The organism is Rhodococcus sp. 2H158 (assembly GCF_053764755.1).
Map to the genome: position 1 here is coordinate 260,030 of NZ_JBSNCE010000001.1, position 25,227 is coordinate 285,256.

Sequence of the window (25,227 nt, forward strand, 5' to 3'; positions counted from 1 at the left end):
GCATGGGACTGATCTCGTCCATCCTCTTGTTGCCGCTCGCGCCGGTCAAAGGCGTGCTCTGGCTCGGCGAAGTCATCCAGGACCAGGTCGAGCAGACACTCCACGACCCGGCGACCATCCGGAGGGAACTCGAGGAGATCGACGAGGCGGCGGCGGCCGGTCGACTGTCGGAGGAGGAGAAGGAGGAGGCGCAGCAGGCGGTCCTGGATCGCATGATCCGGCCTGGCGGCGGCACGACACCCGCCGCCGGGGGGAGTGAGAACCTGTGAGCGGCAAGGCGACGCCCGAGGATTCCGACGACGTCCACGACGAGGACGCGGGCCAGCCGCCGCCCCTGACGGCAGGCGAGGCCGCCGCGGCCGCCCTCGAGCACCTCGTGGAGCTGACCTCGAAGGAGCCCCAGGGGGCCACTTCGGTGGAGCCGGCCGATCACGGCTGGACCGTGGAGGTCGAGGTGCTCGAGGATCGGCGCATCCCGTCGTCGGCGGACATGCTGGCCCTCTACGAGGTGGAGATCGACCTGGACGGAAACCTGCTGGCATACCGCCGGACCAAGCGCTACGGCCGCGGCAGCAGCGACATCGGCGGAAGGGACCGGAAATGACGGTGGGGGGCGGCAGCTCGTCGCCGCAGCCGTACGGGGGCGGTCACCAGTCGACGAACCTCGGCGACATCCTCGAGCGGGTGCTCGACAAGGGGCTGGTGATCGCCGGCGACATCCAGGTGAATCTGCTCGACATCGAGTTGCTCACCATCAAGCTGCGGTTGGTGATCGCCTCGCTCGAGACGGCCAAGGCCGTGGGCATCGACTGGTGGGAGTCGGATCCGTGGCTCAGCAGCAAGGCCCGCAACCGCGAGATCGATCGGGAGGACGACAAGCTGGAACTCGAGAACCGGCGGCTGCGCGAGCGGATCGCCGAACTCGAGTCCGGGCAGGGCCGCCGCGAAGCCGTCGAGAGCGCTCGCGTGGAAGAGGAGGATCGTGACTGACGGAACCGGAGTGTGGTTGTACGCCGTGACGGACGACGGGCTCGCCGAGGAGGACCTCGGCGGGCTCACCGGCGTCGCAGGGGAAGCGGTGCGCGCCGTGACCGCCGGGGGCCACGCCGCCGTCGTGGGTTCGGTACCGCTCGAGGTGTTCGGGGAGGAGCCGTTGCGGCACAACCTCGAGGACCTGCAGTGGCTCGAGGCGACGGCCCGGGCGCACGACGCCGTGGTGTCCGCCCTCGTGCGACGGGGTGCGGCGATTCCGCTGCGCCTGGCCACCGTCTATCTCGACGACGCCCGCGTGCGCGAACTGCTGGACGAGCGGCGTGCGGACTTCGAGTCGGCGCTGGCCCTGGTGACCGGCCGCACGGAGTGGGGTGTCAAGGCGTACGGCGACCGGCAGGCCCTCGCCGACGCGGTGGCGGAGGCGCAGATCGCGGGCAGCACCAAGGGATCCGGCACCGCCTATCTGCTCCGTCGCCGCGCCCAGCTGTCCGCGCAGGAGTCCGTCGAGCGCAACGCCACGGCCCGCGCCGACGAGATCCACTCCCGGTTGGTGCGGCAGGCCGCCGCGGGCCGGCGTCAGGCCGCGACGGATCCGGCGCTGAGCGGCCGGCGGGACTGGATGGTGCTCAACGGCACCTACCTGGTGGACGACGACCGCGCGGACGAGTTCGCGGCGACGGTCGAGGAACTCGGCAAGGAGTATCCCGGGATCCGGCTCGAGCTGACCGGGCCGTGGCCGCCGTATTCGTTCGCCGGTGTGGAGCGGACCTCCACATGAATCACGTCAGCGAGAGCGCCGACGGCGAGCGCCGCATCGCCCTCATCGACCTGCTGGACCGGGTGCTCGCCGGCGGGGTCGTCATCACCGGCGACATCAAGCTGTCCATCGCGGACGTCGACCTGGTGCAGATCTCGCTGCGTGCCCTGATCTCGTCCATCAGTACGCTGTCGGCCACCGGGATCGAACCGCCCGTCCCCCGCGACGCCCTGGAGGCGCCGGATGAGTGAATTCGACGGCATTTCACCGCGTATCGACTCGGATCCCGAGTCGGTCGAGCGTGGGCTGGTCACGCTCGTCCTCACCCTCGTGGAGCTGCTGCGGCAGCTGATGGAGCGGCAGGCGCTGCGGCGCGTGGACGAGGGGGACCTGAGCGACGAGCAGATCGAGCGCATCGGCACCACCCTCATGCTGCTCGAGGAACGCATGGGGGAGTTGCGTGACCACTTCGGGCTCACCCCCGAGGATCTCAACATCGACCTCGGACCGCTGGGGACGCTGCTGCCCCGGGAGTGAGCCCGCGCCGCTCACATGCCGGCGACCTCGATGCGGTCGTGGTCCGCGACGGCCCCGGCGAGGATCCGCACGTGATCCTCCACGGTGCCGAGCGTGTGCTCGATCGCGGTCAGCCGGCTCACGTAGTGGCCGACCGGGTATTCGGCGGTGATGCCGATGCCGCCGTGCATCTGGATCGCCTCCTGCCCGACCTTCCGTGCCGACCGGCCCACCTGCAGCTTGGCCCGCGACGCGATGGTCGGGTCGACGATGCCGTCGGCGAGGGCCATGGTGGCGTACAGGCTCATGCTCGACGCCAGTTCGAGCAGCACGTACATGTCGGCCGCGCGGTGAGTCAGGGCCTGGAAGCGGGCGAGGGGGGCACCGAACTGCTTGCGCTGCTTGAGGTAATCGGTCGTCAGGCGCAGGGTCTCGGCCAGCGCACCGACCGCCTCCGCGCACAGGGCCGCCTGGGCCCGTACCTGGGCGGCGGTGATCGCCGCCGTGGCGTCCACGGCCTCGCCGAGCGGCACGGCGGCGGCCGAGTCGAGGACGAGTTGCGCGGCGCGGCGCTCGTCGTGGGTGCGGTACGCGGTGCGGGTGACGCCGGCCGCGTCGGCGTCGACGAGGAACAGCCCGACACCGCCGTCGGGAAGGCGGGCGGACACGACGAATGTCTCGGCGCAATCTCCGTGCAGCACAGGGTTTTTGCGGCCGGTGAGGGCCCAGGTGTCGCCGGTGCGGGCGGCGCTCGTGGCGACCTCGGTGGCGGGCCACCGGCTGCCGGGCTCGTCGTGGGCGAACGCGAGCAGCAGCGCGCCCTCGGACAGCCGCGGCAGGAGGTCCGCGCGCTGCTCGTCGGTGCCGACCTCGGCGACGAGGCCGCCCGGCAGGAACACCGCGTTCAGCAGCGGTTCGGGAGCCAGCGCTCGGCCGATCTCGCCCATGACGGCCATGATCTCCACCGGTCCGGCGCCCATTCCGCCGTGCTCCTCGGCGAACGGCAGGCCGAGCACGCCGAGTTCGGCGAGCTGGCGCCACACCTCGTCGCTCCAGCCGCGGTCGGTGTCGGCGACCTTGTTACGGGTCTCGGTGTCGTAGGTGCCCGAGAGCACGTCGCGGACGGTCTTGCGGAGCAGGTCCTGTTCGGTATCGAGTTCGAAGTTCATGACAGTGGCTCACAATCCGAGGATGGAGGAGGCAATGATCGAGCGCTGCACCTCGCTCGACCCGCCGTAGATGGACACCTTGCGGTAGTTCAGGTAGGTCGGGGCGGTGTGCTGCGCCCACTCCGGCGAGTCGATGCCCGCGGCGCCGACGGGCAGCGAGTCGGGTCCGGCGATGTCGGTGAGCAGTTCGGTGACCGCCTGCTGCAGCTCCGAGCCGCGCAGTTTCAGCAGCGACGACGCCGGATTGGGCTTGCCGTCGGCGGACCCGGCGACCACCCGCAGCTGCGTGAGCTCGAGCGTGAGCAGTTCGTTCTCGAGCTCGGCGAGGCGCGCGGCGAACAGCGGATCGTCGAGCAGGGTGCCGGATCCGGTCCGGGTCTGCGCGGCGAGCTGCTTGGCGCGGGCGAGCCGCACCTTGGTGGCGCCGACGCGGGCGATGCCGGTGCGTTCGTTGCCGAGCAGGAACTTCGCGTAGCTCCAGCCCGCGTTCTCCTCGCCGACCAGGTTCTCGGCGGGGACCCGCACGTTCTCGAAGAAGACCTCGTTGACCTCGTAGCTGCCGTCGACGAGCTTGATCGGGCGGACGGTCACGCCGGGCGTGGTCATGTCGATGAGCAGCATCGAGATGCCGGCCTGCTTCTTCGGCGCATCCGGGTCGGTGCGCACCAGGCAGAAGATCCAGTCGGCGTGCTGGGCGAGGGTGGTCCACGTCTTCTGGCCGTTGACGATGTAGTCGTCGCCGTCGCGCACCGCGCGGGTCTTGAGGGAGGCCAGGTCGGAGCCGGCCTCGGGCTCCGAAAATCCCTGGCACCACCAGATGTCGAGGTTCGCGGTGGCGGGCAGGAAGCGCTCCTTCATCTCCTGCGAGCCGAACTGCGCGATCACGGGACCGATCATGGACGCGTTGAACGGCAGCGGATCGGGCACCGAGGCGAGCTGCATCTCGTTGAGCCAGATGTTTCGCTGCACGGGGGTCCAGTCCTTGCCGCCCCACTCGACGGGCCAGTTCGGCACCGCCAGACCCTTGGCGTTGAGGATCTGCTGACTCCGGACGACCTCGTCGCGGTCCAGGTGCCGGCCGGCAGCCACTTTCTCTCGGAGCTCGGCGGGGAACTCGGTGGTGAAGAACGTGCGCAGTTCGTCGCGGAACGCGAGCTCTTCGTCGGTGAGCTTCAGGTTCATGGGGGCCTTCCGTCACGGTTGTGCCTGTGCGAGCGCAGCATGGGACCACGGCCCGATCCCGTTTTCACGCTGCATGATTCGCGCTGGGATGGGGGCTCGTTCACCCTGGTGCTGCGTACACCGGTACTGTAACTTGACACTGTTAGGTTGTCCAGGCCGACCCCAGGACCGCCCCCGGACCGACGCCGAGGAAGGAGCGCCGATGGCACGACCTCGTACCCCGCTGCTCAGCCGCCCGCTCATCCGCGAGACCGCCCTGCGCCTCGTCGACGCGCACGGACTCGACGAACTGTCCATGCGCAAGATCGCCGCCGAGCTCCATGTCAGCGCGCCATCCCTGTACAGCCACTATTCGAACAAGGACGAGCTGCTCGACGACATTGCCGACCAGGTCGGCGAGTCCGTCGACGTCAGCGGGTTCGACACCGACGACTGGCAGGAGGCGCTGCGCGGCTGGGCGAGGTCCTACCGTGCCGCCCTCGCCGAGCACCCGAACCTCGTACCGTTCCTCGCGCGCAGCCCGGGCCGGCGCGAGGTCGCCCTCGATCAGGCCAACGCCGTGCACGGCGGTCTGACCCGGGCCGGGTGGCCGCCACGGACCGCGACCCTGATCGGCGCGTCGATCAAGTACATCGTCGTCGGCTCGGCCATCGCCTCGTTCTCGGGCGGCTTCCTCGACGACCTCACCATCTACCGGGAGCGCTATCCCCATCTGTCCCAGGCACACCGGCTGCGCGAGCACGCGGACGAGATCGACCGCGACGGCTTCGAGCTGGCGCTCGAGTCGTTCCTGCAGGGCCTGGCGCAGCGGTTCGCGAGCCTCACCGGCGCGGACCGCTGACCGGTCTCAGGTACGGCGCAAACGCACGAACCGCAGATGCCGGCCCGCCGCCCGGTAGTCGGCCTCGCTGCCGTCGACGTCGAAGCCCATCGCCGCGCACAACCGCGGCGCGACCTTAGGGTGCCGGCGCCCGTACCGCGCCATGAACTCCGCCGCCTCCTCCGGATCGAGGAACTCCGCGGCCACCGCGACCCGTTCGCGGCCCGACTCGATCCGCGCCGCGGGATGCGCCCGCAGGTTGCGGTACCAGTCGGTCTGCTTCCCGAAGCCGACGGCCACGACGAATCCGCCGGACGTGTCCTCATGGTTCACCACCTCGAGCACCGTCTGCCGCGGCCGTCCGCTGCGCCGGCCGACGTGGTGCAGCAGCAGGAACCGGCGGCCCAGCATCCGTCCCAGCCCGATCCGGTAGAGGTGGATCGGAGCGCGCAGGAATCGGCGGCGCAGTCCGGTCGGTGGTGCGGCAGGCTCGGTGATGCGCATTCCTTCACTGTGCGCCCGATCCGTCCGCCGCACCACCGGGACGCCCACACGGATCGGCTGCGGGACCGGCGCGACGGCCCTACCGTTGACTCATGCACCGTCCCATTCGCATCGGTCTTCAACTCCAGCCCCAGCATCAGCCCGACTACGGGAAGATCCGCGACACCGTGCTCCGCGCCGAGGACGCCGGCGCCGACATCGTCTTCAACTGGGACCACTTCTATCCCCTCTCCGGGGACCCGGAGGGCGCCCACTTCGAATGCTGGACGATGCTCGGCGCGTGGGCGGAACAGACCGAGCGCGTCGAGATCGGAGCGCTCGTCACCGGCGGCGGCTACCGCAATCCCGATCTGCTCGCCGACATGGCCCGCACCGTCGACCACATCAGCGGCGGCCGGCTCATCCTCGGCATCGGCGCGGGCTGGTTCGAGAAGGACTACGTCGAGTACGGCTACGACTTCGGCACCAAGGGTTCCCGGCTGAAACTGCTCGGCGAGTACCTGCCCCGGATCACCGCGCGGCTCGCGAAGCTCAATCCGCAGCCGACCCGGCACATCCCGCTGCTCATCGGCGGCGGCGGACCCCGCAAGACCATCCCACTGGTGGCGCAGTACGCCGACATCTGGCACAGCTTCGGGGACCTCGACACCCACAAGGAGAAGGCGGAGATCCTCGCGGCGCGTTGCGCCGACGCCGGCCGCTCACCGAACGAGGTCGAGCGGTCCGTGCCGTGGCCCGGAACCGAACACGCGGCCGCCTTCGTCGACGCGGGCGTCACCCTGTTCACCGTCGGTGTCGGCGGTCCCGACTACGACCCGGCCGGCCTCCTCGAGGCGATCGGGTGGCGGGACGAGAACTCCGCACCGCCGCTGTCCGGGCTGGCCTGACCGGGCGGCCCCAGGGCCGGGGACGCGGCAACCGGGCGGTCCGGTTCTCGGCTGCCCGCGCGCACATTGTCGTTGCGTCCGCCTGGTCACTCTGTTTATTGTAGTTGCAACGACGTATGGTCGACCCCCGCGGAAGGCGGTGAGCGGCGTGAACCCTGAAGGCGTGTGGATCGCCGGTGGATACCAGTCCGACTTTGCGCGGAACCTGACCCGGGAGGACCGGAACATCGCGGACCTCGTCGCGGAGACGGTGACGGAAACGCTGCGCGACGCCCGCATCGACGTCGCCGACGTCGGGGTGATCCACGTCGGCAATGCCTTCGGACAGCTCTACACCGGTCAGGGACACCTCGGCGGCATGCCGGCCTCCGTGCTGCCCGAACTGTGGGGGATCCCGGCCACCCGGCACGAGGGGGCCTGCGCGTCCGGCTCCCTTGCCGTGCTCGCCGCGATGGCCGATCTCGAGGCCGGGCGCTACGACTGCGCCCTCGTGCTCGGCGTCGAACTCGAACGGTGCGTCCCCGGCGACGCCGGCACCCGGGTCATGAACGCCGCGGCCTGGGTGGGACAGGAAGGCGCCGACGCGAAGTACATGTGGCCGTACATGTTCGACAAGATCGCCGACGAGTACGACCGCCGCTACGGCCTCGACGACGAGCACCTGAGGGCGATCGCGGAACTGAACATCCGCAACGCGCGCGCCAATCCGAATGCGCAGACCCGCAACCGGACCTACGGACCCGGCAGTTTCGGCCCGGACGAGACCGCCAATCCGGTGGTCGAGGGACGCCTCCGCAGGACCGACTGCAGTCCGCTGACGGACGGCGCCGCGGGCGTGGTGCTGCTGAGCAACCGCTACCTGAGCCGGCACCCACGCACCGTCGACGATATGACCCGCATCCTCGGCTGGGGCCACCGCACGGTCGGACTGTCCTTGTCCGGCAAGCTCGCCCGCGACGGCGACGATCCCCTCGTCATGCCGCACGTGCGCGCCACGATCGTCGACGCGTTCGAGCGGAGCGGCATCGGCGGCGTCCGGGACCTCGACCTGATCGAAACACATGACTGCTTCACCGTCAGCGAGTACCTGGCCGTCGACCACTTCGGGATCACCGCCCCCGGCCGGAGCTGGCAGGCGATCGAGAACGGCGACCTCGAGATCGGCGGCCGCATCCCCATGAACCCCAGCGGGGGGCTTCTCGGCGGCGGGCATCCGGTCGGCGCCACCGGAGTCCGGATGCTGCTGGACTGCCACCGCCAGATCACCGGCCGCGCCGGCGAATACCAGGTCCCCGGCGCCACGCGAGCCGCGACCCTGAACATCGGCGGAAGTACGACCACCACGGTCAGTTTCGTCGTCGGCTGAAAGGACATCCATGGAACTCGAGATTCTGGGACGGGCACTGTCCACCCTGCCCGCGGACGACGACCACCCGTACCGCACCGGTCCGTGGCGCCCGCAGCACACGGAGCGTCGCGCCGACGACCTCGAGGTGATCGGCGACCTGCCGGCCGACCTCGACGGCGTGTACCTGCGCAACACCGAGAACCCGGCGCACCCGGCACTCGAAGGTCTCTATCATCCCTTCGACGGGGACGGCATGATTCACGTCGTCGGATTTCGCGACGGAAAAGCTTTCTACCGCAACAGATTCGTGAAGACCGAGGGCTTCCTGGCCGAACAGGAGGCCGGTGGCCCGTTGTGGGCGGGCATCGCCGAACGGCCGCAGAACTCGATCCGCCAGGACGGCTGGGGCGCCCGCGGCCGCATGAAGGATGCCTCCAGTACGGACGTCACCGTGCATCGTGGCGTCGCCCTGACCAGTTTCTGGCAGTGCGGGGACCTCTACCGCCTCGACCCGACCACGCTCGAGACCCTCGGCAAGGCGACGTGGGACGGCCGATTCCCCTCCGACTGGGGCGTTTCCGCGCATCCCAAGGCCGACGCCCGCACCGGCGAGCTGCTGTTCTTCAACTACGGCACCGACGCCCCGTACCTGCACTACGGCGTGGTCGACGCCGACGATCGGCTGGTGCACTACGTCGACATCCCCCTGCCCGGGCCCCGCCTGCCCCACGACATGGCGTTCACCGAGAACTACGCGATCCTCAACGACTGCCCCCTGTTCTGGATCCCTGAGGCCCTCGCGCGCGGCAAGTACGTGCCGCGCTACCACCCCGACCTGCCGATGCGGCTCGGCGTGATTCCCCGGCGCGGCCGTCCGGACCAGATCACCTGGTTCGACGCCGACCCGACCTACGTGCTGCACTGGACCAACGCCTACGAAGACGGCGACGAGATCGTGCTCGAGGGATTCCATCAGGAGACACCGGAACCGCCGGACGACGGCACCGGACCGATCTACCGGCGGCTGTTCCGTTCGCTGGCGCTCGACCGCATGGGCACCCACCTGCACCGCTGGCGGCTGAACCTGCGCACCGGCTCGCTCACCGAGGAGCGGCTGTCCGAGTCCGTCACCGAATTCGGGATGATCAATCCGCATCACGGCGGCGTCCGCCACCGCTACACCTACGCCGCGACGGGGGTGCCGGGCTGGTTCCTCTTCGACGGCCTCGTCAAACACGACGTGCAGACCGGGGCGGAGGAGCACTACTCGTTCGGCGAGGGCGTCTTCGGCAGCGAGACCGTGATGGCGCCCCGCACCGGGTCGGCCGCCGAGGACGACGGCTACCTGATCACGATCACCACCGACATGAACCGGGACCGGTCCGAATGCCTGGTCTTCGACGCGCGGCAACCGGGGGACGGACCGCTCGCGCGGATCGGACTCCCCGAACGGGTCTCGAGCGGCACCCACTCGACCTGGGCGGCGGGTTCGGACCTCCCGGGGTGGCGGGACGCGGACCGGGCAGGCGACGTCCTGAACCTATGATCAGCTGTCGATGGCAGGTTCCGGCACGGTCACCGAACTCGAGCCGGGCGGTGACAACGCGATCGCGGTCACCCTCGGCATCCTCGGCGACGAGTGGAACCTGTGGATTCTGCGGTACGCGTTGCAGGGCGACCGCCGATACCGGGACTGGATCGAGCGGGGGGAGATCTCCAACGCGGTGCTGACCGCGCGCCTGGCCCGCCTCACCGATGCGGAACTCCTCGAGCGGGTGCAGTACCAGGAGCGCCCGGCTCGACACGAGTACCGGTTGACGGTCCGCGGCCACGGCGTGTGGCCGGTTCTGCTCACCATGTGGGCGTGGGAGCAGCAGTGGGCGCCCGATCACCGAGGACAGCTCCCGGCCAGGCGGCACGCGGTCTGCGGCGCCCGGTTCACACCGGTGCTCGTCTGCGGCCACTGCGACCGGCCCGCCGGCGCACCCGACGTGGAGGCGCAGCTCGGCCCCAGCGGACAGTGGCCGCGCAGCGTGCCGGCCGCGACCGGTCGCCGACGGTCCGGCCGGGCTCGCTCGCCGGAGATCCTGCCGCACACGATGGAACTGCTCGGCGACCGGTGGTCGGCGGCGCTGCTCGGGGCGGCGTTCCTGGGCGCCACCCGCTACGGGCAGTTCGCCGAGCGCATGGGTGCACCTCCGACGGTGGTGGCCGACCGGCTCCGGCGCTTCACCGAACTGGGCGTCCTGCAGGAACTGCCCAATCCCGACCGCCCGGCGTGGGTGACCTACCACCTCACCGACAAGGGGCGGGCGTTCTTCCCCGTGGTCGCCTGCATGATCGACTGGGGGCTGCGCTGGTTCCGCGCACCGGAGGGACCGGCGATCGTCCTGCGTCACCGTCACTGCGGCCACACCTTCACACCCGCACTGACGTGCAGTCACTGCAGGGAGCGACTGCGGGCCTCCACGGTCGCGATCGAACCCACCGGCGGCTGACCCGCCCCGGCACGCCCGTCGGACGGCTCGATTCGGATTAGGCTCCCACCATGCCCGAATCCGTGATGGCGAGACGGAGCACCGTGGCGGCGCTGCTCCTGGCGGTGCTCCTGGCGCTGACTGCGACGGCCTGCTCCTCGGGCGGTGGTCGACCGTCGGCTCCCCAGGACCTGTGTTCCCCGCCCGGAGTCGGCGGGGCCTCCGCCGCACCGACCAATCTCGACACGTCGGCCGCCGCCGCGGAGGACCGCTACACCACCCCGGGCGTGGTGCCGCTCGAGTCGATCGACGTTTCCGCGCTGAACCTCATCACCCCCGGAGTGCTCACCGTAGGCACGCTCTCCGACGCGCCACCCAGCATCTGCGTGAACTCCCAGGGCGAGTTCACCGGCTACGACAACGAACTGCTGAAGGCCATCGCCGAGAAACTCGGTCTCCGCGTGGAGTTCGTCGGCACCGAGTTCGCGGGCCTGCTCGCCCAGGTGGCCGGCCGGCGCTTCGACGTCGGCTCGTCGTCGATCACCACCACGGACGAACGTCGCCGGCTGGTCGGCTTCACCAACGGCTACGACTTCGGCTACTTCTCGCTGGTCGTGCAGAACGGCAGTCCCATCCGCGGCTTCGGCGACCTGAACGCGTCCACCCGCATCGGGGTCGTGCAGGGAACCGTCCAGGACGACTACGTCGTCAACACCCTCGGTCTCGATCCGGTGAAGTTCCCGGACTACAACACCGCGTACGCGAACCTGAAGACCGGCCAGATCGACGCGTGGGTGGCGCCGTCGCAGCAGGCCGAGGGCGCGATCGCGCCGGGCGATCCGACGTCGATCGTGCAGAACACGTTCAGCCTCAACAACTACGTCGGCTGGGCCGTGTCCCGGGAGAACCAGCCGCTGATCGACGCGCTCAACTCCGGGCTCGACGCCGTGATCGCCGACGGCACCTGGGCCGAGCTCTACACCGAATGGGTCCCCCGGGAACTGCCCGAGGGCTGGAAGCCTGGCAGCAAGGCCGCGCCGGAACCCGACCTGCCGGACTTCGCGGCGCTGGCCGCCGAAAACACCGGCAGCGGCGAGGAACCGGCGGCCACGGCCCCGAAGTCCACGCTCGAACAGCTGCGCGAGACGTTCTTCTCGTGGGAGCTGTACCGGCACGCCTTCCCGGAGCTGTTGAAGACCGGTCTGCCGAACACCCTGATCCTGGCGCTGACCTCCGGGCTCGCCGGCACGGTCCTCGGCATGCTGCTCGCCATGGCGGGGATATCGCGCACCCGCTGGCTGCGCTGGCCCGCCCGCGTCTACACCGACATCTTCCGCGGCCTGCCCGCGGTGGTGATCATCCTGCTCGTCGGCCTCGGCCTGGGCCCGGTGGTGCAGGGCGCCACGGGCAACAACCCGTACTGGCTGGGCGCGGCGGCGCTGGCGCTGCTCGCGGCCGCATACATCGGGGAGATCTTCCGCTCCGGCATCCAGTCGGTCGAACCGGGGCAGATGGAGGCGGCACGGGCCCTGGGCTTCAGCTACCGCCGGGCGCTGACACTGGTGGTGATCCCGCAGGGCGTGCGGCGCGTGCTGCCCGCGCTGATGAACCAGTTCATCTCGCTCATCAAGGACTCGTCGCTCATCTACTTCCTCGGTCTGCTGGCCACCCAGCGCGAACTGTTCGCCGTCGGCCGCGACCTGAACGCGCAGACCGGCAACCTCTCGCCGCTCGTCGCGGCGGGCCTGTTCTACCTGATCCTCACCGTGCCGTTGACTCATCTCGTGAACTACATCGACCACCGCCTGCGCACCGGCCGGCCCGAGGCCACCCTCGACCCGCTCGAGCAGGAACTCGTCGTGGAGAGGGGCTGACCGATGCCGACCACCATCCGGGACAGCGTGTCCCTCACCGGGACCGGGCTGCACCTGGCCTTCGGCGCCAACAAGGTGCTGCGCGGCGTGGACATCCACGTCGACGCCGGCAAGACAGTCACCGTCATCGGCCCGTCCGGCTCGGGCAAGTCGACCCTGCTGCGCGTGCTCAACCGGCTACACGAACCCGACGCCGGCGACATCCTCCTCGACGACCGCTCGGTGCTGAAGGACAACCCCGACGAGCTGCGGCAGCGGATCGGGATGGTGTTCCAGCACTTCAACCTCTTCCCGCACAAGACGGTGGCCGAGAACATCGCGCTCGGCCCCCGCAAGCTCAAGGGGCTGTCGAAGGAGCAAGCCCGCGCGCTCGCCCTCGAACAACTCGATCTCGTCGGCCTGAAGCACAAGGCCGACTCCCGTCCCGGCAACCTGTCCGGCGGGCAGCAGCAGCGCGTCGCGATCGCCCGCGCCCTCGCGATGGCCCCGCAGGTGATGTTCTTCGACGAGGCCACCTCGGCGCTCGACCCGGAGCTGGTCAAGGGGGTGCTCGCCCTGATGGCCGATCTCGCGTCCGGCGGCATGACGATGGTGGTCGTCACCCACGAGATGGGCTTCGCCCGCTCGGTGTCGGACACGGTGGTGTTCATGGACCACGGCGCGGTCGTGGAAACCGGTCCACCCGACGAACTGTTCGACGCCCCGAAGACCGAACGACTGCAGCAGTTCCTGTCGCAGGTGCTGTAGGCCGCTCCGCGGCCGGTGCGTCCTTTGGGTTGCCCCAGCCGCCCAAAGGACGCACCGGCGGTGCGCGAGGTCAGCCTCCTTCGGAAGTGCTCAACCGCTGCGCCGCGTCGTAGAGCGAATGGGCGTGTAGTTCGAACAGGGCGACGAGATCGACGCTGTCGCCGCCGATCTCCTTGGCGATGAACAGACCGTCGGCGCCGGCCATCGCGTACGTGGTCAGTAGGGCGACCGAGCCGTCCGACAGGCCGGGCGCGAGGTCGCGGATTGCGTCGACGAGGCGAAGGCGTGCTTGCTCGCGCACCTGCAGGAACATCGTGCGGGCGCTCGGTTCGACCGGGCGCCGCTCGAGGGTGAGCATCAGTCCCAGCCGCAGGAAGTCCGGTGAATCCACCAGCGTCTTCGCGACCTGCATCGCCAGGGCCGCGATGCGCTCGCGTGGGTTGTCGCCGTCCGGAACGGTCCACCCGGACAGCCAGGTGTCGAAGCTGCGTTCGATCACCGCGGCGATCAGCTCGTCCTTGTCCTTGAAATGCCAGTAGATCGAGCTCGCGGGCAGGCCGCACGTCTTGCTCACCAGCGCAATGCTGGTGCCCTCGTAGCCGCGCTCGGCGGCGACCTCCACGGCGGCGTCCAGAATCCGGCGACGGGACTCCTCGCCGTTCGCGCGGCGCTGCCGGGTCCTCTTCTGCTCGTCCACGAGCGCTCCTCGAGTTGTGACGGTGTGTATTGACTCACACTGCACGCCAGCTTACTGTAGTGACCACTACAGGAACAATCCCTGATCTTCGGCGGCCGGATTCCACCCCGCCGATCGACACCCTTCCCCGCTCGACGAGAGGTCTCGACGTGACCGACATCCCGCACTACGACGTCGCCGTCATCGGCTACGGCCCCACCGGTGTGACCGCCGCGAACATCCTCGGCCAGATCGGATTGAAAGTGCTTGTGATCGAGCGCAATCCGGATATCTACGGCAGGGCGAGGGCAATCTCCACCGACGAGGAGGTGCTGCGAATATGGCAGCAGGTCGGCCTGGCGGACCGCCTGCAGGAGGACATGCTCGCCGGCAACGCCGCTACCTTCGTCGACGCGAACGGCGCACCGTTCACGGAGATCGCACCGGTGTCCCACGGATCCGGTCACCCGCCTCAGCAGTTCATCTACCAGCCCGCACTCGAGAAGGTGCTGCGCGGCGGGGTCGAACGATTCCCCAACGTGGATGTCCTGCTCGAGCACGAGTGCCTGCGGGTCCTCCAGGACGCGACCGGGGTCGAGCTGATGCTGGCCGACCTACGGGACGACGTCTTCGAACGGGTTCGTGCGTCTTACGTGATCGCCGCCGACGGTGGCGCGAGCCCCACGCGTGCTCAGCTCGGGATCGGCTACGAGGGCCGGACCTATGCCGAACGGTGGGTGGTCATCGATACGAAGGTGCTGCAGGAGTGGCCGGGCCACGATCGGCTCCGGTTCCACTGCAACCCCGACCGTCCGACCGTGGACTGCCCCACACCGCTCGGACACCACCGGTGGGAATTCCCGGTCCGCGACGACGAGGACGAGAACGAACTGGTCACCGACGCAGCGATCTGGCGCGTGCTCAACAACCAGGGCGTCACCGACACGCAGGTGAAGATTCTCCGCGCAGTCGTCTACAGCCACCACGTGCGCTTCGCCGACCGTTGGCGCGTCGGCCGGGTCTTCCTCGCCGGCGACGCCGCCCACGCGATGCCGCCGTGGATCGGCCAGGGCATGTCCGCCGGGGTGCGCGACGTGGCAAACCTGTGCTGGAAACTCGCCGCAGTGCTCGACGGCACCCTGCCCGAATCGATCCTCGACAGCTATCAACTGGAACGCCTGCCCCATGTGCGGGAGGTGACCGACCGCGCAGTCAAGGTGGGCCGGCTCATCACCCAGCGGCACCCTGTACTCGCGGCCGTGCGTGATCGGTTCTTCCGGATTGCCATGCGGGTACCGGGGATTCCCGAATGGCTACGGGACAATCGGTGGATCCCGGACGCCTTCTATCTCCGAGGTCTGCTGGCCGGCCCGAAGGCGGTCACGTCGGCGGCGGTGGGATGGCTCGTACCGCAGCCGTGGGTGCTGGACGAGAAGGGCAGCCTCGAACGCCTCGACGACGTGCTCGGTGGGCGATGGACGATCCTGCATGTCGGCGCGCCGGACTCGTGGCCCGGCTGGCGCACCGCCGGCGTACCGACCGTGCGCCTGGCCGGTCCCGGCGCCGCCCCGGCCGCCGACACCGTCGTCGACACGAACGGCACCCTGATCCGGTGGATGCGCGCCAAGGGTGCCACTGTCCTGGCCCTGCGGCCGGACGGGGTCGTCTACGCCGCCGCCGGACCCGACACCAACCTGGCGCCGCCCCCGCCGGGAATGAAAGCAGCCCCATCCATTCGCCTTTCCGAGGAAACGGAGACCCTCGCATGACCCGCACAGCGCTGACCGAACGCACCGTAACCGTCGCCGGCAAGGACATCTTCTTCGCCGAAACCGGAGAAGGGCCGGCGGTACTGCTGCTGCACGGCGGCGGGCCCGGCGCCTCCGGGGTGTCCAACTATTCCCGCAACATCGACGAACTCGCCCGGAAGTTCCGGGTGATCGTGCCGGACCTGCCCGGATACGGGCGCTCGAGCAAGGGTGTCGACCGGTCCGATCCGTTCGGCTACCTCGCCGACAACATCCGCGGACTGCTCGACGCCCTGAACCTCGGCCGTGCCCACCTGGTCGGCAACTCCTACGGCGGTGCCTGCGCCCTCCGCCTGGCTCTCGACACCCCGGAACGGGTCGAGAAGATGGTGCTCATGGGCCCCGGTGGCATCGGCACCACGCGCGCGCTGCCCACTCCCGGCCTGCAATCGCTGCTGTCGTACTACACCGGCGACGGTCCCTCACGCGACAAGCTCGAAAGCTTCATTCGCAAGTACCTGGTCTTCGACGGGGCCACCGTACCCGACGAGGTGATCGACGAACGCTACCGGTCGAGCATCGATCCGGCCGTGGTGGCCGATCCGCCGCTTCGCCGTCCCTCCGGGCCCGGCGCCCTGCGCACGCTGTGGGGCATGGACTTCACCCGCGACCGGCGACTGCGCCGGCTCGCCACCCCCACGCTGGTGATCTGGGGCGCCGACGACAAGGTCAACCGTCCGAGTGGTGGCCGCATGCTGGCTAACACCATGCCCAACTGCGACCTGTTGCTCGCCGCGAACACCGGCCACTGGGTGCAGTGGGAACGCGCCGACTTCTTCAACGCCGTCACCACGGCCTTCCTCACCGGGAGCGCCCGATGACCACCACGGACTCGCTGTTCGGCTCCGTCCACCTCGGTTACGTCGTCATCGAGACGAACAAGTTCGCCGACTGGCACCGCTTCGGCCGCGACGCGATCGGCCTGCACGCCGACCGGCTTTCCGCCCAGGCCATGCGATTTCGGCTCGACGACCACGAATGCCGGTTCCTGCTGCAACGCGGCGACGCGGAGGACGTCACCGCCCTGGGCTGGGAGATCGACGATCACGGATCGTTCGACCGGATCGTCTCCCGGGTGCGCGACCGCGGCGTCCCGGTCACCGAAGGCACCGACGAGGACGCGGCCCTGCGCGGCGTCGAACGCCTGCTGCGCTTCCCCGGGCCGAAGGACATCGACCAGGAGATCTTCACCCGCGCCCGCACCACCACCACGCCGCTGGCGATGAGCAACGCCGGATTCGTCACCGGCGCATCGGGAATGGGACACGTCGCGATCACCTCGACCCAGCCGCACACGCTGCACGGCTACTACGGCACCGTCTTCGACGCCCGGCTGTCCGACTACATCGACGAAACCATCAGCGGTGCCAAACTCAAGATCCGCTTCCTGCGCGTCAACGAACGCCACCACTCGGTGGCGATCGCCGCGGTGCGCGGTCTTCCCGTCGACCCGGTCCGCACCCGGATCCAGCACCTGAACATCCAGGTCACCGAGCTCGACGACATGACCCGGTCCTACCAGCGTGTCAAGGAACTCGGTTTCGACATGGCCCTCGGCGTCGGCCAGCATACAAACGATCGCGAGCTGTCCTACTACGCTCGCACACCGTCCGGGTTCGAGTGGGAGGTCGGCTGGAACCCCATCGTGGTCGACGAATCCACCTGGGAGCCGACCACGCACCGCGGCATCAGCATCTGGGGCCACACCCCCGAGGGGCAGACCGTCGTCGACAAGCTGGCCCAGTTCAAGACGGCCGCACTGTCGCTGCGCCGCCCCGAGCAGACCGTCCCCGCGCTCAGCGGAACCGGAATCGCCGACGACTGATCGCTCCTCGGTGGGGGTTCCGCATCCGCACGATTCCCGGTCAGTCGCGACAGCAATCCGAGGTCGCGGCTGACCGGGCGGGGCGCGGATGTGCCGAGGCAGCGGGCTCACCGCCCGTTCACCTTCTCGTTCCCTTTACCTGGTTTCGGTCTCCTACGGTGCCCGCGTTGAACCGATTCGACGAGGGAGTACCTGTGAGTCCGAAGCCCCTGCCGCTGATCGTCACGCACGACGGCACATCGTCGCGCGCCGCCGTCACCTGCCGCTACAAGTGCGGCAACGCGTGTTCCCACGCGGTGCCCAACACCTCCGGGGGCGAATACTTCGGCGACATCGTGCGCACCGCCCTGTCCCGGCGCGGCGTGCTGCGCGGCGGGGCGATGGCGGTTCTCGCGGTCGGTGCGGGCGGCGTGCTCGCCGCGTGTTCCGACGACGCGGGCAGCACCGGCGCCACGACGTCGGGCTCGGCGGACCTCGGCCCCGTGCCCACCGGCACCGACTTCACCGCCGTCGCGCCGAACACCGACGACGCCGTGACCGTTCCCGAGGGCTACGACCAGGCCGTCGTGATCCGCTGGGGTGACCCGGTGCTGCCCGACGCGCCGGCCTTCGACATCGGTAACCAGACCGCGGCCGCGCAGGAGAAGCAGTTCGGTTACAACAACGACTTCGCCGGGCTGCTGCCCGTCGACGGCGTGCCGAACACCTACCTGCTGGTGGTCAACCACGAATACACGTCCGAGCCGTTCATGTTCGCCGGCTACGACGCCGAGAACCCCACCGAGGAGCAGGTGCGCATCGGCTGGGCCAACCACGGGCTGTCCGTCGTGCAGGTCAAGGGCGAGGCCGGATCCGGGCGCCTCACACCCGAATTCGGCCCGTACAACCGCCGGATCACCGGCCTGACCGAGTTCGCCCTCACCGGTCCCGCCGCCGGAAGCGACCTGGTCAAGACCGCCGCCGACCCGACCGGAACCCGCGTCCTGGGCACCCTGAACAACTGCGCCGGCGGCCTCACCCCGTGGGGCACCGTGCTCTCCGGCGAGGAGAACTTCAACCAGTACTTCGCGAACGCCGAGAACGTCACCGATCCCGTGGCCGCCGAGCGACTGGCCCGGTACGGCCTCGAGGGCGGCGCCTCGGAACGGCTGTGGGAGCGCTTCGACCCGCGTTTCGACATCGTCGCTACCCCCAACGAGGTCAACCGGTTCGGCTGGGTCGTCGAGGTGAACCCGTGGGACGCGACGTCCGTGCCGGTCAAGCACACCGCGCTCGGCCGGTTCAAGCACGAGGCCGCGACGATCCACGTCACCGGCGACGGCACCGTCGTCTCCTACAGCGGCGACGACGAACGCTTCGACTACATGTACAAGTTCGTCTCCTCCCGCACGATGCAGAGCGGCACGTCGCAGGCCGCGATGCGGCACAACATGACGCTGCTCGACGCCGGAACCCTGTACGTGGCCAAGCTGACCGGCGATTCGCCGGATGAGATCGACGGCAGCGGTGCGCTTCCCACCTCCGGCACGTTCACCGGCACGGGGGAGTGGATCCCGCTGCTGCGCACCGCCGAGGACGGCCGCGGCGAGTCCCTGGTCGACGGCATGACCGCCGAGGAGGTCGCCGTGTTCACCCGCCTGGCCGGGGACAAGGTCGGGGCCACCAAGATGGACCGGCCCGAGGACTTCGAACCGAACCCGGTGACCGGCAAGATCTACGTGGCGCTGACCAACAACTCCAAGCGCGGCGAGGAGGGCAAGGCCGCGGCCGACGTGGCGAACCCCCGCAACAACAACAAGAACGGGCAGGTGCTCGAGATCGACGACGACCACGCGGGCACGTCGTTCACGTGGAACCTGCTGCTGGTCTGCGGCGACCCGGAGGCCGCCGACACCTACTTCGGCGGCTTCGACAAGGCTACGGTCAGCCCGATCTCGTGCCCGGACAACCTGGCGTTCGACCCGCACGGCAACCTGTGGATCTCCACCGACGGCAACGCGCTGAAGTCCAACGACGGACTGTTCAGCGTCGTGCTCGACGGTCCGCGCCGGGGCGAGACCCGGCAGTTCCTCACCGTCCCCGTCGGCGCGGAGACGTGCGGGCCGATCGTGCAGGAGAACCGCGTCGTGGTGTGCGTGCAGCACCCGGGCGAGACCGACGACGCCACGTGGGACGCCCCGTCGTCGCACTGGCCCGACGGTGGCACCGCCCAGCCGCGCCCGGCCGTCGTCGCGGCCTGGAAGTCCGGTGGTCTGATCGGGGCATAGGGCCGCTACGCGGCCGGTGCGTCCTTTGGGCGGCTCCCACCGCCCAAAGGACGCACCGGCGCCGTCAGGCGCCCAGGGAGCGCGCGAGGTCGACGAGGTCGTCGGCGATCACGTCCCAGCCGTGTTCGGCGTGCAGGTCCGTGGTCTGGGCCGGGCCGTGTTCGGTGGGTCGCGCGAAGAACGCGGTCTTCAGGCCGCAGGCGCGCGCGGCCGCCAGGTCCTCGTTGTGAGCGGCGCACATGCACACCTCACCCGGCTCCAGGCCCAGGATGTCGGCCGTGCGCAGATAGGCCTCGGGCATGGGTTTGTAGGCCTGGGCGACCTCCGCACCGAGGATGGCGTCCCAGGGCAGACCCGCGCGCTTGGCGATATCGACCATCATGCTGACATTGCCGTTCGACAGCGGCGCGACGACGAAGCGCTGCTTCAGCCGCGTGAGCCCCTCGACGGCGTCCGGCCACGGATCCAGTTCGTGCCACGCACGGTTGAGCTGATCGAGTTCGTGCCCCGGTATGCCCGCCGGGTCGATGCCGAAGCGGCGCAGGGCGTCGTCCAGGTTCTCCCGGTGCAGCACGTCGAGACGCACGAAGGGCCGCCTGCCCTCGCGTACCGCCTGCATGGCCGGTTGGTAGCGCGCGCGCCAGGCATCCGCGAATTCCGCCGGTTCGACACTGCTCCCGTGACGAGCCAGGAACGGTGCCGCCGCGCGCGCGATGCTGGTGCGCCAATCCACCACACTGCCGAATACGTCGAAGACGAGTGCCTTCACGCCGGGCATGCTCATACGGTGCCTCCTGGAATCGACCGACCGTGCCGATGTTGTCACAATCGGGATACCCGGCGCGTCAGCGCAACACCGCCTCCCCGAGAAACTCGCACGCCTGCAACGCCAGCGCGATGTCCAGCTTGTCGTGCACCGCGGGCGCGCGGGTCGGGTCGGCGAGGGCCTTGTTGATCCGGTACTTGACGGTGTTGCGGTGCAGGTTCAGCCGTTCGGCGGTGTGCAGGTGGCTCTCACCGGTGGCGAAGTAGGTGCCGAGCGTGACCCGCAGCATCGCGGCCTGCTCGGTGTCGTCGGCGAGCGGGCCGAGGATCTCGCCCACCCACGCCCGCGCGGCGTCGAGGTTGCGGGCGAGCAGCGACACCACCGCGACGCCGCGATCCCCGAACCCGATGACCCGTCGGGTGCACGTGGCCTGCGCCACCGCAATCGAATACGCGGCCTCGGCCTGTTCGTGCGAGCGCCGGAAACCGGCGAGGCCGGAACCGGGCAGGCCCAGAGCGAGGCGGCCGGCAGGATGGGATCGGACGACGGAATCGAGTGCTACCGTGTCGATCGTCGGCCGGTGCCGATCGAACGGCAGCCACGCCCACACCGTGCGCCGGTCGATGGCGGTGAGGATCGGCGGGGCATCCGACCCGAGGTGCACCGCCACCGCGCGCACCAGCCGGTCCAGGGGATTGATCGCGCCGTCCGCGGATTCGGTTGTCGTCCAGACGATCACCCCGACATGACAGCGGTCGAGCCGGTACCGGGTCTCCGCCTCGAACGCCGCGACGTCGGTTTCGGATCCGTCGACGAGGCCGTGGATGAGGGCGGAGTGCACGTTGCCGCGCACCGCCGACCACCGGCGCCGTTCCTTCTCGTACGCGTCGAACACGTACAGGGTGATCCAGTCGATGTACCGGTAGACCACCGCGGAGATGTGCTCGATGACGTCGAGTGTCACCTGCGGCGGGAGGTTCATCGACCGCACCTCGTCGAAGCACAGCCGCATGAGGTCGTTCTGTCCCATGTGGTACGCACGGACGAGCGAGTGCGACGGCACGTCGCGCTGCGCGAGCCGCAACGCATATTCCACTGCCGCCGTGGTGGGTTGGAGGTGTTCGGCGGGGATCTCGTTGGTGAGCACGTGGATGATCGTCGCGATGTTGCCGTGCACACTCGCCTCGAGCAGCTCGACGAGATGCGGATCCTCGTCGAGGTGAGCGATCTCCCGCGCCATCATCGCGGTCATGGAACGGCTGATCTCCCGCTGGCGAGCGTCGAACCGGCGCGCGACCTCGGCGACGACGCGCTGAACCTCGTCGGCGGCCGACGGTGCACCCGTCGACCGCCCCGAGACCACCGGCTCAGCCACGGCCGGCGCTCCGCAGGTGCCGCAGCGCCGACTCCGCGGCGTTGTAGCCGCACATCCCGTGCGCGCCCGCCCCGGGCGGGGTCGAGGCCGAGCACAGGTAGACCCCGGGCACCCCGGTGCTGTAGGGGTCCAGCGCAATTCGCGGCCGGAACACCACCTGCAGGTCGGCGTTGGCGCCGCCGATGATGTCACCGCCGACCTGGTTGGGGTTCTGTCGCGCGAGGTCGGCGGGCGCGGTGACCACGGTGGCGACGATGCGGTCCCGGAACCCCGGGGCGAACCGCTCGATCTGGGCGACGATCGCGTCCGTCGCGTCGCCGGTGTAGCCGGCCGGGACGTGGGCGTACGCGTAGAGCGGATGCACGGAGCCGTGGGAGCGGGTCGGGTCGGCGACGTACTGCTGGCCGAGCAGCACGAACGGCCGCTCCGGCATGCGTCCCGTCGCGACGTCCCGTTCGGCCCGGGCGATCTCGGCGAACTCGCCGCCGAGGTGGACGGTGCCGGCCTTCCCGCAGTTCGGATCGGCCCACGGAACGGGACCGTCGATCGCGAAGTCGACCTTGAAGGCGCCGGGCGCGTGGCGGAACCTGCGGTAGGCCTTGGCGATCCGCGCCGGTACCGCGTCGCCCAGGATGCCGAGGGCGGCCTCGGGGGCGACGTCGAGGAGCACGACGTCCGCGGGCTGCAGGTCCGCGGCACGGCGGACCCGGACCCCGGTGTGCACCTTGCCGCCGTGCTCCGCGAGCTGCGCGGTCAACGCCCGCGCGATCGCGGCGGAGCCGCCCTCCGCCACCGGCCACCCGTAGCGATGGCCGGCGGCGGTGATCATCAGACCCACGGCGGACGTGGCGGGCCGGTCCAGCCGGTGATAGGCGTGGGCGGCGACCCCGCCGAACAGGGCACGTCCCTTGGGGGTGCGGAACCAGCGGGCCGAGGCCGTGGCGGGCAGCAGTGCCCGCGGTCCGAACGCCGCCAGCCGCAGCGGGTGCCGCGGGACGTTGAGCACCGGCCGCATCAGGTCCGCGGCGAGCCCGTCGAACCCGGATGCGAGGTCGGCGAACATCCGCCGCCACCGCGGGCCGTCCTCGCTGAGGCCGGCCGCGGTGACGTCGAGGGAGCGGTGCAGCAGGGCGGCCTCGCCCCCGTCGAGCGGATGGGCGCAGTCGATCTCCGGCCACCGCCACCGCAGCCCGTAGCGATCGAGGCCGAGGGTCTGCAGGTAGGGGGAGCCGGCACCCATGGGGTGGAAGGCGGAGCAGTGGTCGTGGACCAGGCCGGGGACGGTGAGCTCGCCGGAGCGGGTGCCGCCACCGATCTCGTCGGCTGCCTCGAGAACCTGGACGTCCACGCCGCTGCGGGCGAGGTGGACGGCGGCAGCGAGCCCGTTGGGTCCGCTACCGACCACGACCGCCGTACTCACGCTGTGACCTCCCGCTGTGCGGCCGCCCGGTGGGCGCCCTCGCGGTCCATTGTCCACTGCACGTCGAACGGGATGGGCCCGTTGGGCAACCAGGGCTGCTCGGCGACGGCGTCGGCGACCCTGTAGGTGCCGCGTTCGATCACGCCGAGGGCCGCGTCGATCACCTTGTACTCCTGGGTGCCCTTGTGGATCGGCTGGGACTCGATCCAGGCGACGACGAACTCGCCGGGCGCGAAGTTGCAGCGCCGCTGGATCGCGGCGATCAGGTGCTCGTTGTGCAGGTGCCCGTCACCGAAGTTGAAGGCGACGATCGAGTTGCAGGAGAACTCGGCCTCGCGCAGGTCGTAGGTGTCGATGTCGTCCCCGAGGTGGCGCATCATCAGGGAGAACAGCGCCCGGCCCTGGCTGTGCATGGACCGCCAGCCCAGGAGCTGGTGCATCACGACGTCCGCGACGTCGGCGGGGTAGGTCGCGAGCAGCTGGGTGCGGGTGTTCTCGGCGGCCCGCACGATGTGCCGGTTCAGCTTCTCCTCCGCACCCGGCGCGAACGCCCAGGTGGCCGAGGCCCAGTTGCCGGCGTACTGCCGCATGGACGGCAGGAACGAGACCAGGTCGGGGCGCAGGTTGCCGAGGACCGGGAAGAAGCACAGCGCGGCGGTGATCGCGCCCGCCAGCCACAGCGACGACATGTCGGTCACGGCGTAGCCGTCCCAGGCGGGGAAGCCCCAGAACAGGAAGATCGTGGCGTAGGCGAACAGCAGGTTCCATTCCAGCGGCACCGCGAGCGGGAACGTCGAGGCGATGAAGAAGTGGAACGCCACCATCAGCAGCACCGCGAGCAGCGTGATCGTGCGGTTGGTGGAGAACAGCAGCACCAGCGGGGTGACGATCTCGACGAACGTGCCGAGGACGTGGGCGACGCCGCTGCCGAGGTGCGAGGGCCGCAGGTCGTTCGGGAAGCTGCGGTAGTGCATGCGCTTGACCCGCTTGGACAGCATCCACGGGGTGTTGCTGATCATCGGGGGGACCACCATGGCGAAGTGGCGGCCGAACTTGGAGACGCCGGCGCCGACCCAGACGGTGACGATGAGCAGCTTGAGGGCCACGATCATGTCGACGAAGGGCAGGAAGGTGAAGAACACCATCGCCGGCAGGTACTGCTCGCTGCGGGCGGCGATGAAGATGACCTTGTCCCGCAGGCCGATCACGATCAGCAGCACGATCAGCGGCGCCACGACCGCGGGGCGGACGAGGCCGGCGTTGTCGGCGACGAGGGCGTCGACGGAGGCGGTATGCACACCCGGAAGAGCCACGGCGACAATCAGATTGACGAGCAGAAGGGCGTAGAGCGCCACGTCGCCGACGGTGCGGCGGTCACCGGCCGTGCCGGGCACCTTGCCCGGCCACGGTGGGAGCCGGATCGTCTCGGGCTTGAGCCAGTACCGGAAGCCACCGGTCATCGGCTTGAAGTGCCCGGCGAGCGGACCCCACGAACCGGCGAGACCGAGCGCCTCGAGCAGCACGGTCCACAGGATCAGCTTCTGGTAGACGATCGGCTGGTTCCACCACGACGAGACGTCGAGCCACGACAGACCCGAGGTCAGCGTCGCCAGGGCGGTGCCGGCGCCGACGTAGAGGAACAGCAGCTTGAGGATGTAGACGGTGTGCACCATCTTCGGCGTGCCGAATCCGTAGTCCACCCAGTGGGTCGACATGGCCCGCAACCGATCCCGGAACGGGAGGTCACGGAACGTGGCGGGGTCCACTTCCGGGAAGTGGCCGGTCTTGAAACCCATGGGAATTCGCCTTTCGGGTA

25 protein-coding genes are annotated in these 25,227 nt (G+C 69.7%); 17 read left to right on the forward strand and 8 right to left on the reverse strand.

Annotated features, from left to right (window positions below; genetic code table 11):
• Positions 1 to 2 precede the first annotated feature (2 nt).
• From ACWPOB_RS01215 to ACWPOB_RS01240, 6 genes are read left to right on the forward strand one after another with little or no spacing between them, the layout of a single operon-like run.
• Positions 3 to 269: a gas vesicle protein GvpG gene (locus ACWPOB_RS01215; RefSeq protein ID WP_100057713.1), complete on the forward strand. Its 267-nt coding sequence runs from the start codon at positions 3 to 5 to the stop codon at positions 267 to 269.
• On the forward strand, positions 266 to 604 hold the full coding sequence (locus ACWPOB_RS01220) for a gas vesicle protein GvpO (RefSeq protein ID WP_455399635.1): 339 nt from the start codon (positions 266 to 268) through the stop codon (positions 602 to 604). The genes ACWPOB_RS01215 and ACWPOB_RS01220 overlap by 4 nt, the downstream gene beginning before the upstream one ends.
• Positions 601 to 990, forward strand: coding sequence for a gas vesicle protein (locus ACWPOB_RS01225; RefSeq protein ID WP_455399636.1), 390 nt, complete (start codon positions 601 to 603; stop codon positions 988 to 990). Before ACWPOB_RS01220 ends, ACWPOB_RS01225 begins: the two co-directional genes overlap by 4 nt.
• On the forward strand, positions 983 to 1,771 hold the full coding sequence (locus ACWPOB_RS01230; RefSeq protein WP_455399637.1) for a GvpL/GvpF family gas vesicle protein: 789 nt from the start codon (positions 983 to 985) through the stop codon (positions 1,769 to 1,771). The genes ACWPOB_RS01225 and ACWPOB_RS01230 overlap by 8 nt, the downstream gene beginning before the upstream one ends.
• Positions 1,768 to 2,001 carry a gas vesicle protein gene (locus tag ACWPOB_RS01235; RefSeq protein ID WP_168580418.1) on the forward strand — a complete coding sequence of 78 codons (234 nt, stop codon included), beginning with the start codon at positions 1,768 to 1,770 and terminating at the stop codon, positions 1,999 to 2,001. The genes ACWPOB_RS01230 and ACWPOB_RS01235 overlap by 4 nt, the downstream gene beginning before the upstream one ends.
• Entirely contained in the window at positions 1,994 to 2,287 is a 294-nt protein-coding gene (locus ACWPOB_RS01240) for a gas vesicle protein K (protein ID WP_072636705.1), read from the forward strand. The genes ACWPOB_RS01235 and ACWPOB_RS01240 overlap by 8 nt, the downstream gene beginning before the upstream one ends.
• 11 nt (positions 2,288 to 2,298) lie before the next feature.
• On the opposite strand, the gene ACWPOB_RS01245 is transcribed toward ACWPOB_RS01240, so the two are convergent.
• Both ACWPOB_RS01245 and ACWPOB_RS01250 read right to left on the reverse strand, forming a co-directional pair.
• Positions 2,299 to 3,435 (reverse strand): acyl-CoA dehydrogenase family protein, encoded by a 1,137-nt coding sequence (locus ACWPOB_RS01245; RefSeq protein WP_455399638.1) that lies wholly within the window; start codon positions 3,433 to 3,435, stop codon positions 2,299 to 2,301.
• A gap of 9 nt (positions 3,436 to 3,444) precedes the next feature.
• Positions 3,445 to 4,617 carry an acyl-CoA dehydrogenase family protein gene (locus ACWPOB_RS01250; RefSeq protein ID WP_006932217.1) on the reverse strand — a complete coding sequence of 391 codons (1,173 nt, stop codon included), beginning with the start codon at positions 4,615 to 4,617 and terminating at the stop codon, positions 3,445 to 3,447.
• Positions 4,618 to 4,819: 202 nt separating this feature from the next.
• Between ACWPOB_RS01250 and ACWPOB_RS01255 the strand changes: the two genes are divergently transcribed.
• Complete coding sequence (locus ACWPOB_RS01255) at positions 4,820 to 5,458, forward strand: TetR/AcrR family transcriptional regulator (protein ID WP_100056255.1); 639 nt, start codon at positions 4,820 to 4,822, stop codon at positions 5,456 to 5,458.
• Between the two features lie 6 nt (positions 5,459 to 5,464).
• Here the strand turns inward: ACWPOB_RS01255 and ACWPOB_RS01260 are convergent, their stop codons facing one another.
• Positions 5,465 to 5,941, reverse strand: a complete 477-nt coding sequence (locus tag ACWPOB_RS01260; RefSeq protein WP_100056256.1) for a nitroreductase family deazaflavin-dependent oxidoreductase — start codon at positions 5,939 to 5,941, stop codon at positions 5,465 to 5,467.
• A gap of 92 nt (positions 5,942 to 6,033) precedes the next feature.
• Between ACWPOB_RS01260 and ACWPOB_RS01265 the strand changes: the two genes are divergently transcribed.
• From ACWPOB_RS01265 to ACWPOB_RS01290, 6 genes are all read left to right on the forward strand, one after another.
• Positions 6,034 to 6,828, forward strand: a complete 795-nt coding sequence (locus ACWPOB_RS01265; protein WP_100056257.1) for an LLM class F420-dependent oxidoreductase — start codon at positions 6,034 to 6,036, stop codon at positions 6,826 to 6,828.
• A 139-nt stretch (positions 6,829 to 6,967) separates the two neighbouring features.
• Positions 6,968 to 8,194 carry an acetyl-CoA acetyltransferase gene (locus ACWPOB_RS01270; RefSeq protein ID WP_455399639.1) on the forward strand — a complete coding sequence of 409 codons (1,227 nt, stop codon included), beginning with the start codon at positions 6,968 to 6,970 and terminating at the stop codon, positions 8,192 to 8,194.
• Positions 8,195 to 8,204: 10 nt separating this feature from the next.
• Positions 8,205 to 9,722, forward strand: coding sequence for a carotenoid oxygenase family protein (locus tag ACWPOB_RS01275; protein ID WP_100056259.1), 1,518 nt, complete (start codon positions 8,205 to 8,207; stop codon positions 9,720 to 9,722).
• 10 nt (positions 9,723 to 9,732) lie between these two features.
• Positions 9,733 to 10,674 carry a winged helix-turn-helix transcriptional regulator gene (locus tag ACWPOB_RS01280; RefSeq protein ID WP_455399640.1) on the forward strand — a complete coding sequence of 314 codons (942 nt, stop codon included), beginning with the start codon at positions 9,733 to 9,735 and terminating at the stop codon, positions 10,672 to 10,674.
• Between the two features lie 50 nt (positions 10,675 to 10,724).
• A complete protein-coding gene (locus tag ACWPOB_RS01285; protein WP_455399641.1) occupies positions 10,725 to 12,527 on the forward strand; it encodes an ABC transporter substrate-binding protein/permease in 1,803 nt (600 codons plus the stop codon).
• 3 nt (positions 12,528 to 12,530) lie between these two features.
• The gene (locus ACWPOB_RS01290; protein WP_100056262.1) at positions 12,531 to 13,274 is read left to right on the forward strand and encodes an amino acid ABC transporter ATP-binding protein; all 744 of its coding nucleotides are present in this window, start codon (positions 12,531 to 12,533) and stop codon (positions 13,272 to 13,274) included.
• 70 nt (positions 13,275 to 13,344) lie between these two features.
• Here ACWPOB_RS01290 and ACWPOB_RS01295 read toward each other — a convergent pair whose 3' ends face one another.
• The gene (locus tag ACWPOB_RS01295; RefSeq protein WP_100056263.1) at positions 13,345 to 13,971 is read right to left on the reverse strand and encodes a TetR/AcrR family transcriptional regulator; all 627 of its coding nucleotides are present in this window, start codon (positions 13,969 to 13,971) and stop codon (positions 13,345 to 13,347) included.
• A gap of 149 nt (positions 13,972 to 14,120) precedes the next feature.
• Here ACWPOB_RS01295 and ACWPOB_RS01300 point away from each other — a divergent pair, with 149 nt between their 5' ends.
• The 4 genes from ACWPOB_RS01300 (at position 14,121) to ACWPOB_RS01315 (ending at position 19,850) form a co-directional block, all read left to right on the forward strand.
• Positions 14,121 to 15,719: a bifunctional 3-(3-hydroxy-phenyl)propionate/3-hydroxycinnamic acid hydroxylase gene (locus tag ACWPOB_RS01300; RefSeq protein ID WP_455399642.1), complete on the forward strand. Its 1,599-nt coding sequence runs from the start codon at positions 14,121 to 14,123 to the stop codon at positions 15,717 to 15,719.
• The gene (locus ACWPOB_RS01305) at positions 15,716 to 16,579 is read left to right on the forward strand and encodes an alpha/beta fold hydrolase (protein WP_455399643.1); all 864 of its coding nucleotides are present in this window, start codon (positions 15,716 to 15,718) and stop codon (positions 16,577 to 16,579) included. Before ACWPOB_RS01300 ends, ACWPOB_RS01305 begins: the two co-directional genes overlap by 4 nt.
• Positions 16,576 to 17,583, forward strand: a complete 1,008-nt coding sequence (locus ACWPOB_RS01310; RefSeq protein ID WP_455399644.1) for a VOC family protein — start codon at positions 16,576 to 16,578, stop codon at positions 17,581 to 17,583. The genes ACWPOB_RS01305 and ACWPOB_RS01310 overlap by 4 nt, the downstream gene beginning before the upstream one ends.
• 194 nt (positions 17,584 to 17,777) lie before the next feature.
• Positions 17,778 to 19,850: a PhoX family protein gene (locus ACWPOB_RS01315; RefSeq protein ID WP_455399645.1), complete on the forward strand. Its 2,073-nt coding sequence runs from the start codon at positions 17,778 to 17,780 to the stop codon at positions 19,848 to 19,850.
• Between the two features lie 64 nt (positions 19,851 to 19,914).
• On the opposite strand, the gene ACWPOB_RS01320 is transcribed toward ACWPOB_RS01315, so the two are convergent.
• The 4 genes from ACWPOB_RS01320 to ACWPOB_RS01335 form a co-directional block, all read right to left on the reverse strand.
• Positions 19,915 to 20,634 (reverse strand): haloacid dehalogenase type II, encoded by a 720-nt coding sequence (locus tag ACWPOB_RS01320; protein WP_455399646.1) that lies wholly within the window; start codon positions 20,632 to 20,634, stop codon positions 19,915 to 19,917.
• 61 nt (positions 20,635 to 20,695) lie between these two features.
• Positions 20,696 to 21,991 (reverse strand): PucR family transcriptional regulator, encoded by a 1,296-nt coding sequence (locus ACWPOB_RS01325; RefSeq protein WP_455399647.1) that lies wholly within the window; start codon positions 21,989 to 21,991, stop codon positions 20,696 to 20,698.
• Complete coding sequence (locus ACWPOB_RS01330; RefSeq protein WP_455399648.1) at positions 21,984 to 23,411, reverse strand: phytoene desaturase family protein; 1,428 nt, start codon at positions 23,409 to 23,411, stop codon at positions 21,984 to 21,986. Before ACWPOB_RS01330 ends, ACWPOB_RS01325 begins: the two co-directional genes overlap by 8 nt.
• Entirely contained in the window at positions 23,408 to 25,207 is a 1,800-nt protein-coding gene (locus ACWPOB_RS01335; protein ID WP_455399649.1) for a DUF3556 domain-containing protein, read from the reverse strand. The genes ACWPOB_RS01330 and ACWPOB_RS01335 overlap by 4 nt, the downstream gene beginning before the upstream one ends.
• Positions 25,208 to 25,227 lie beyond the last annotated feature (20 nt).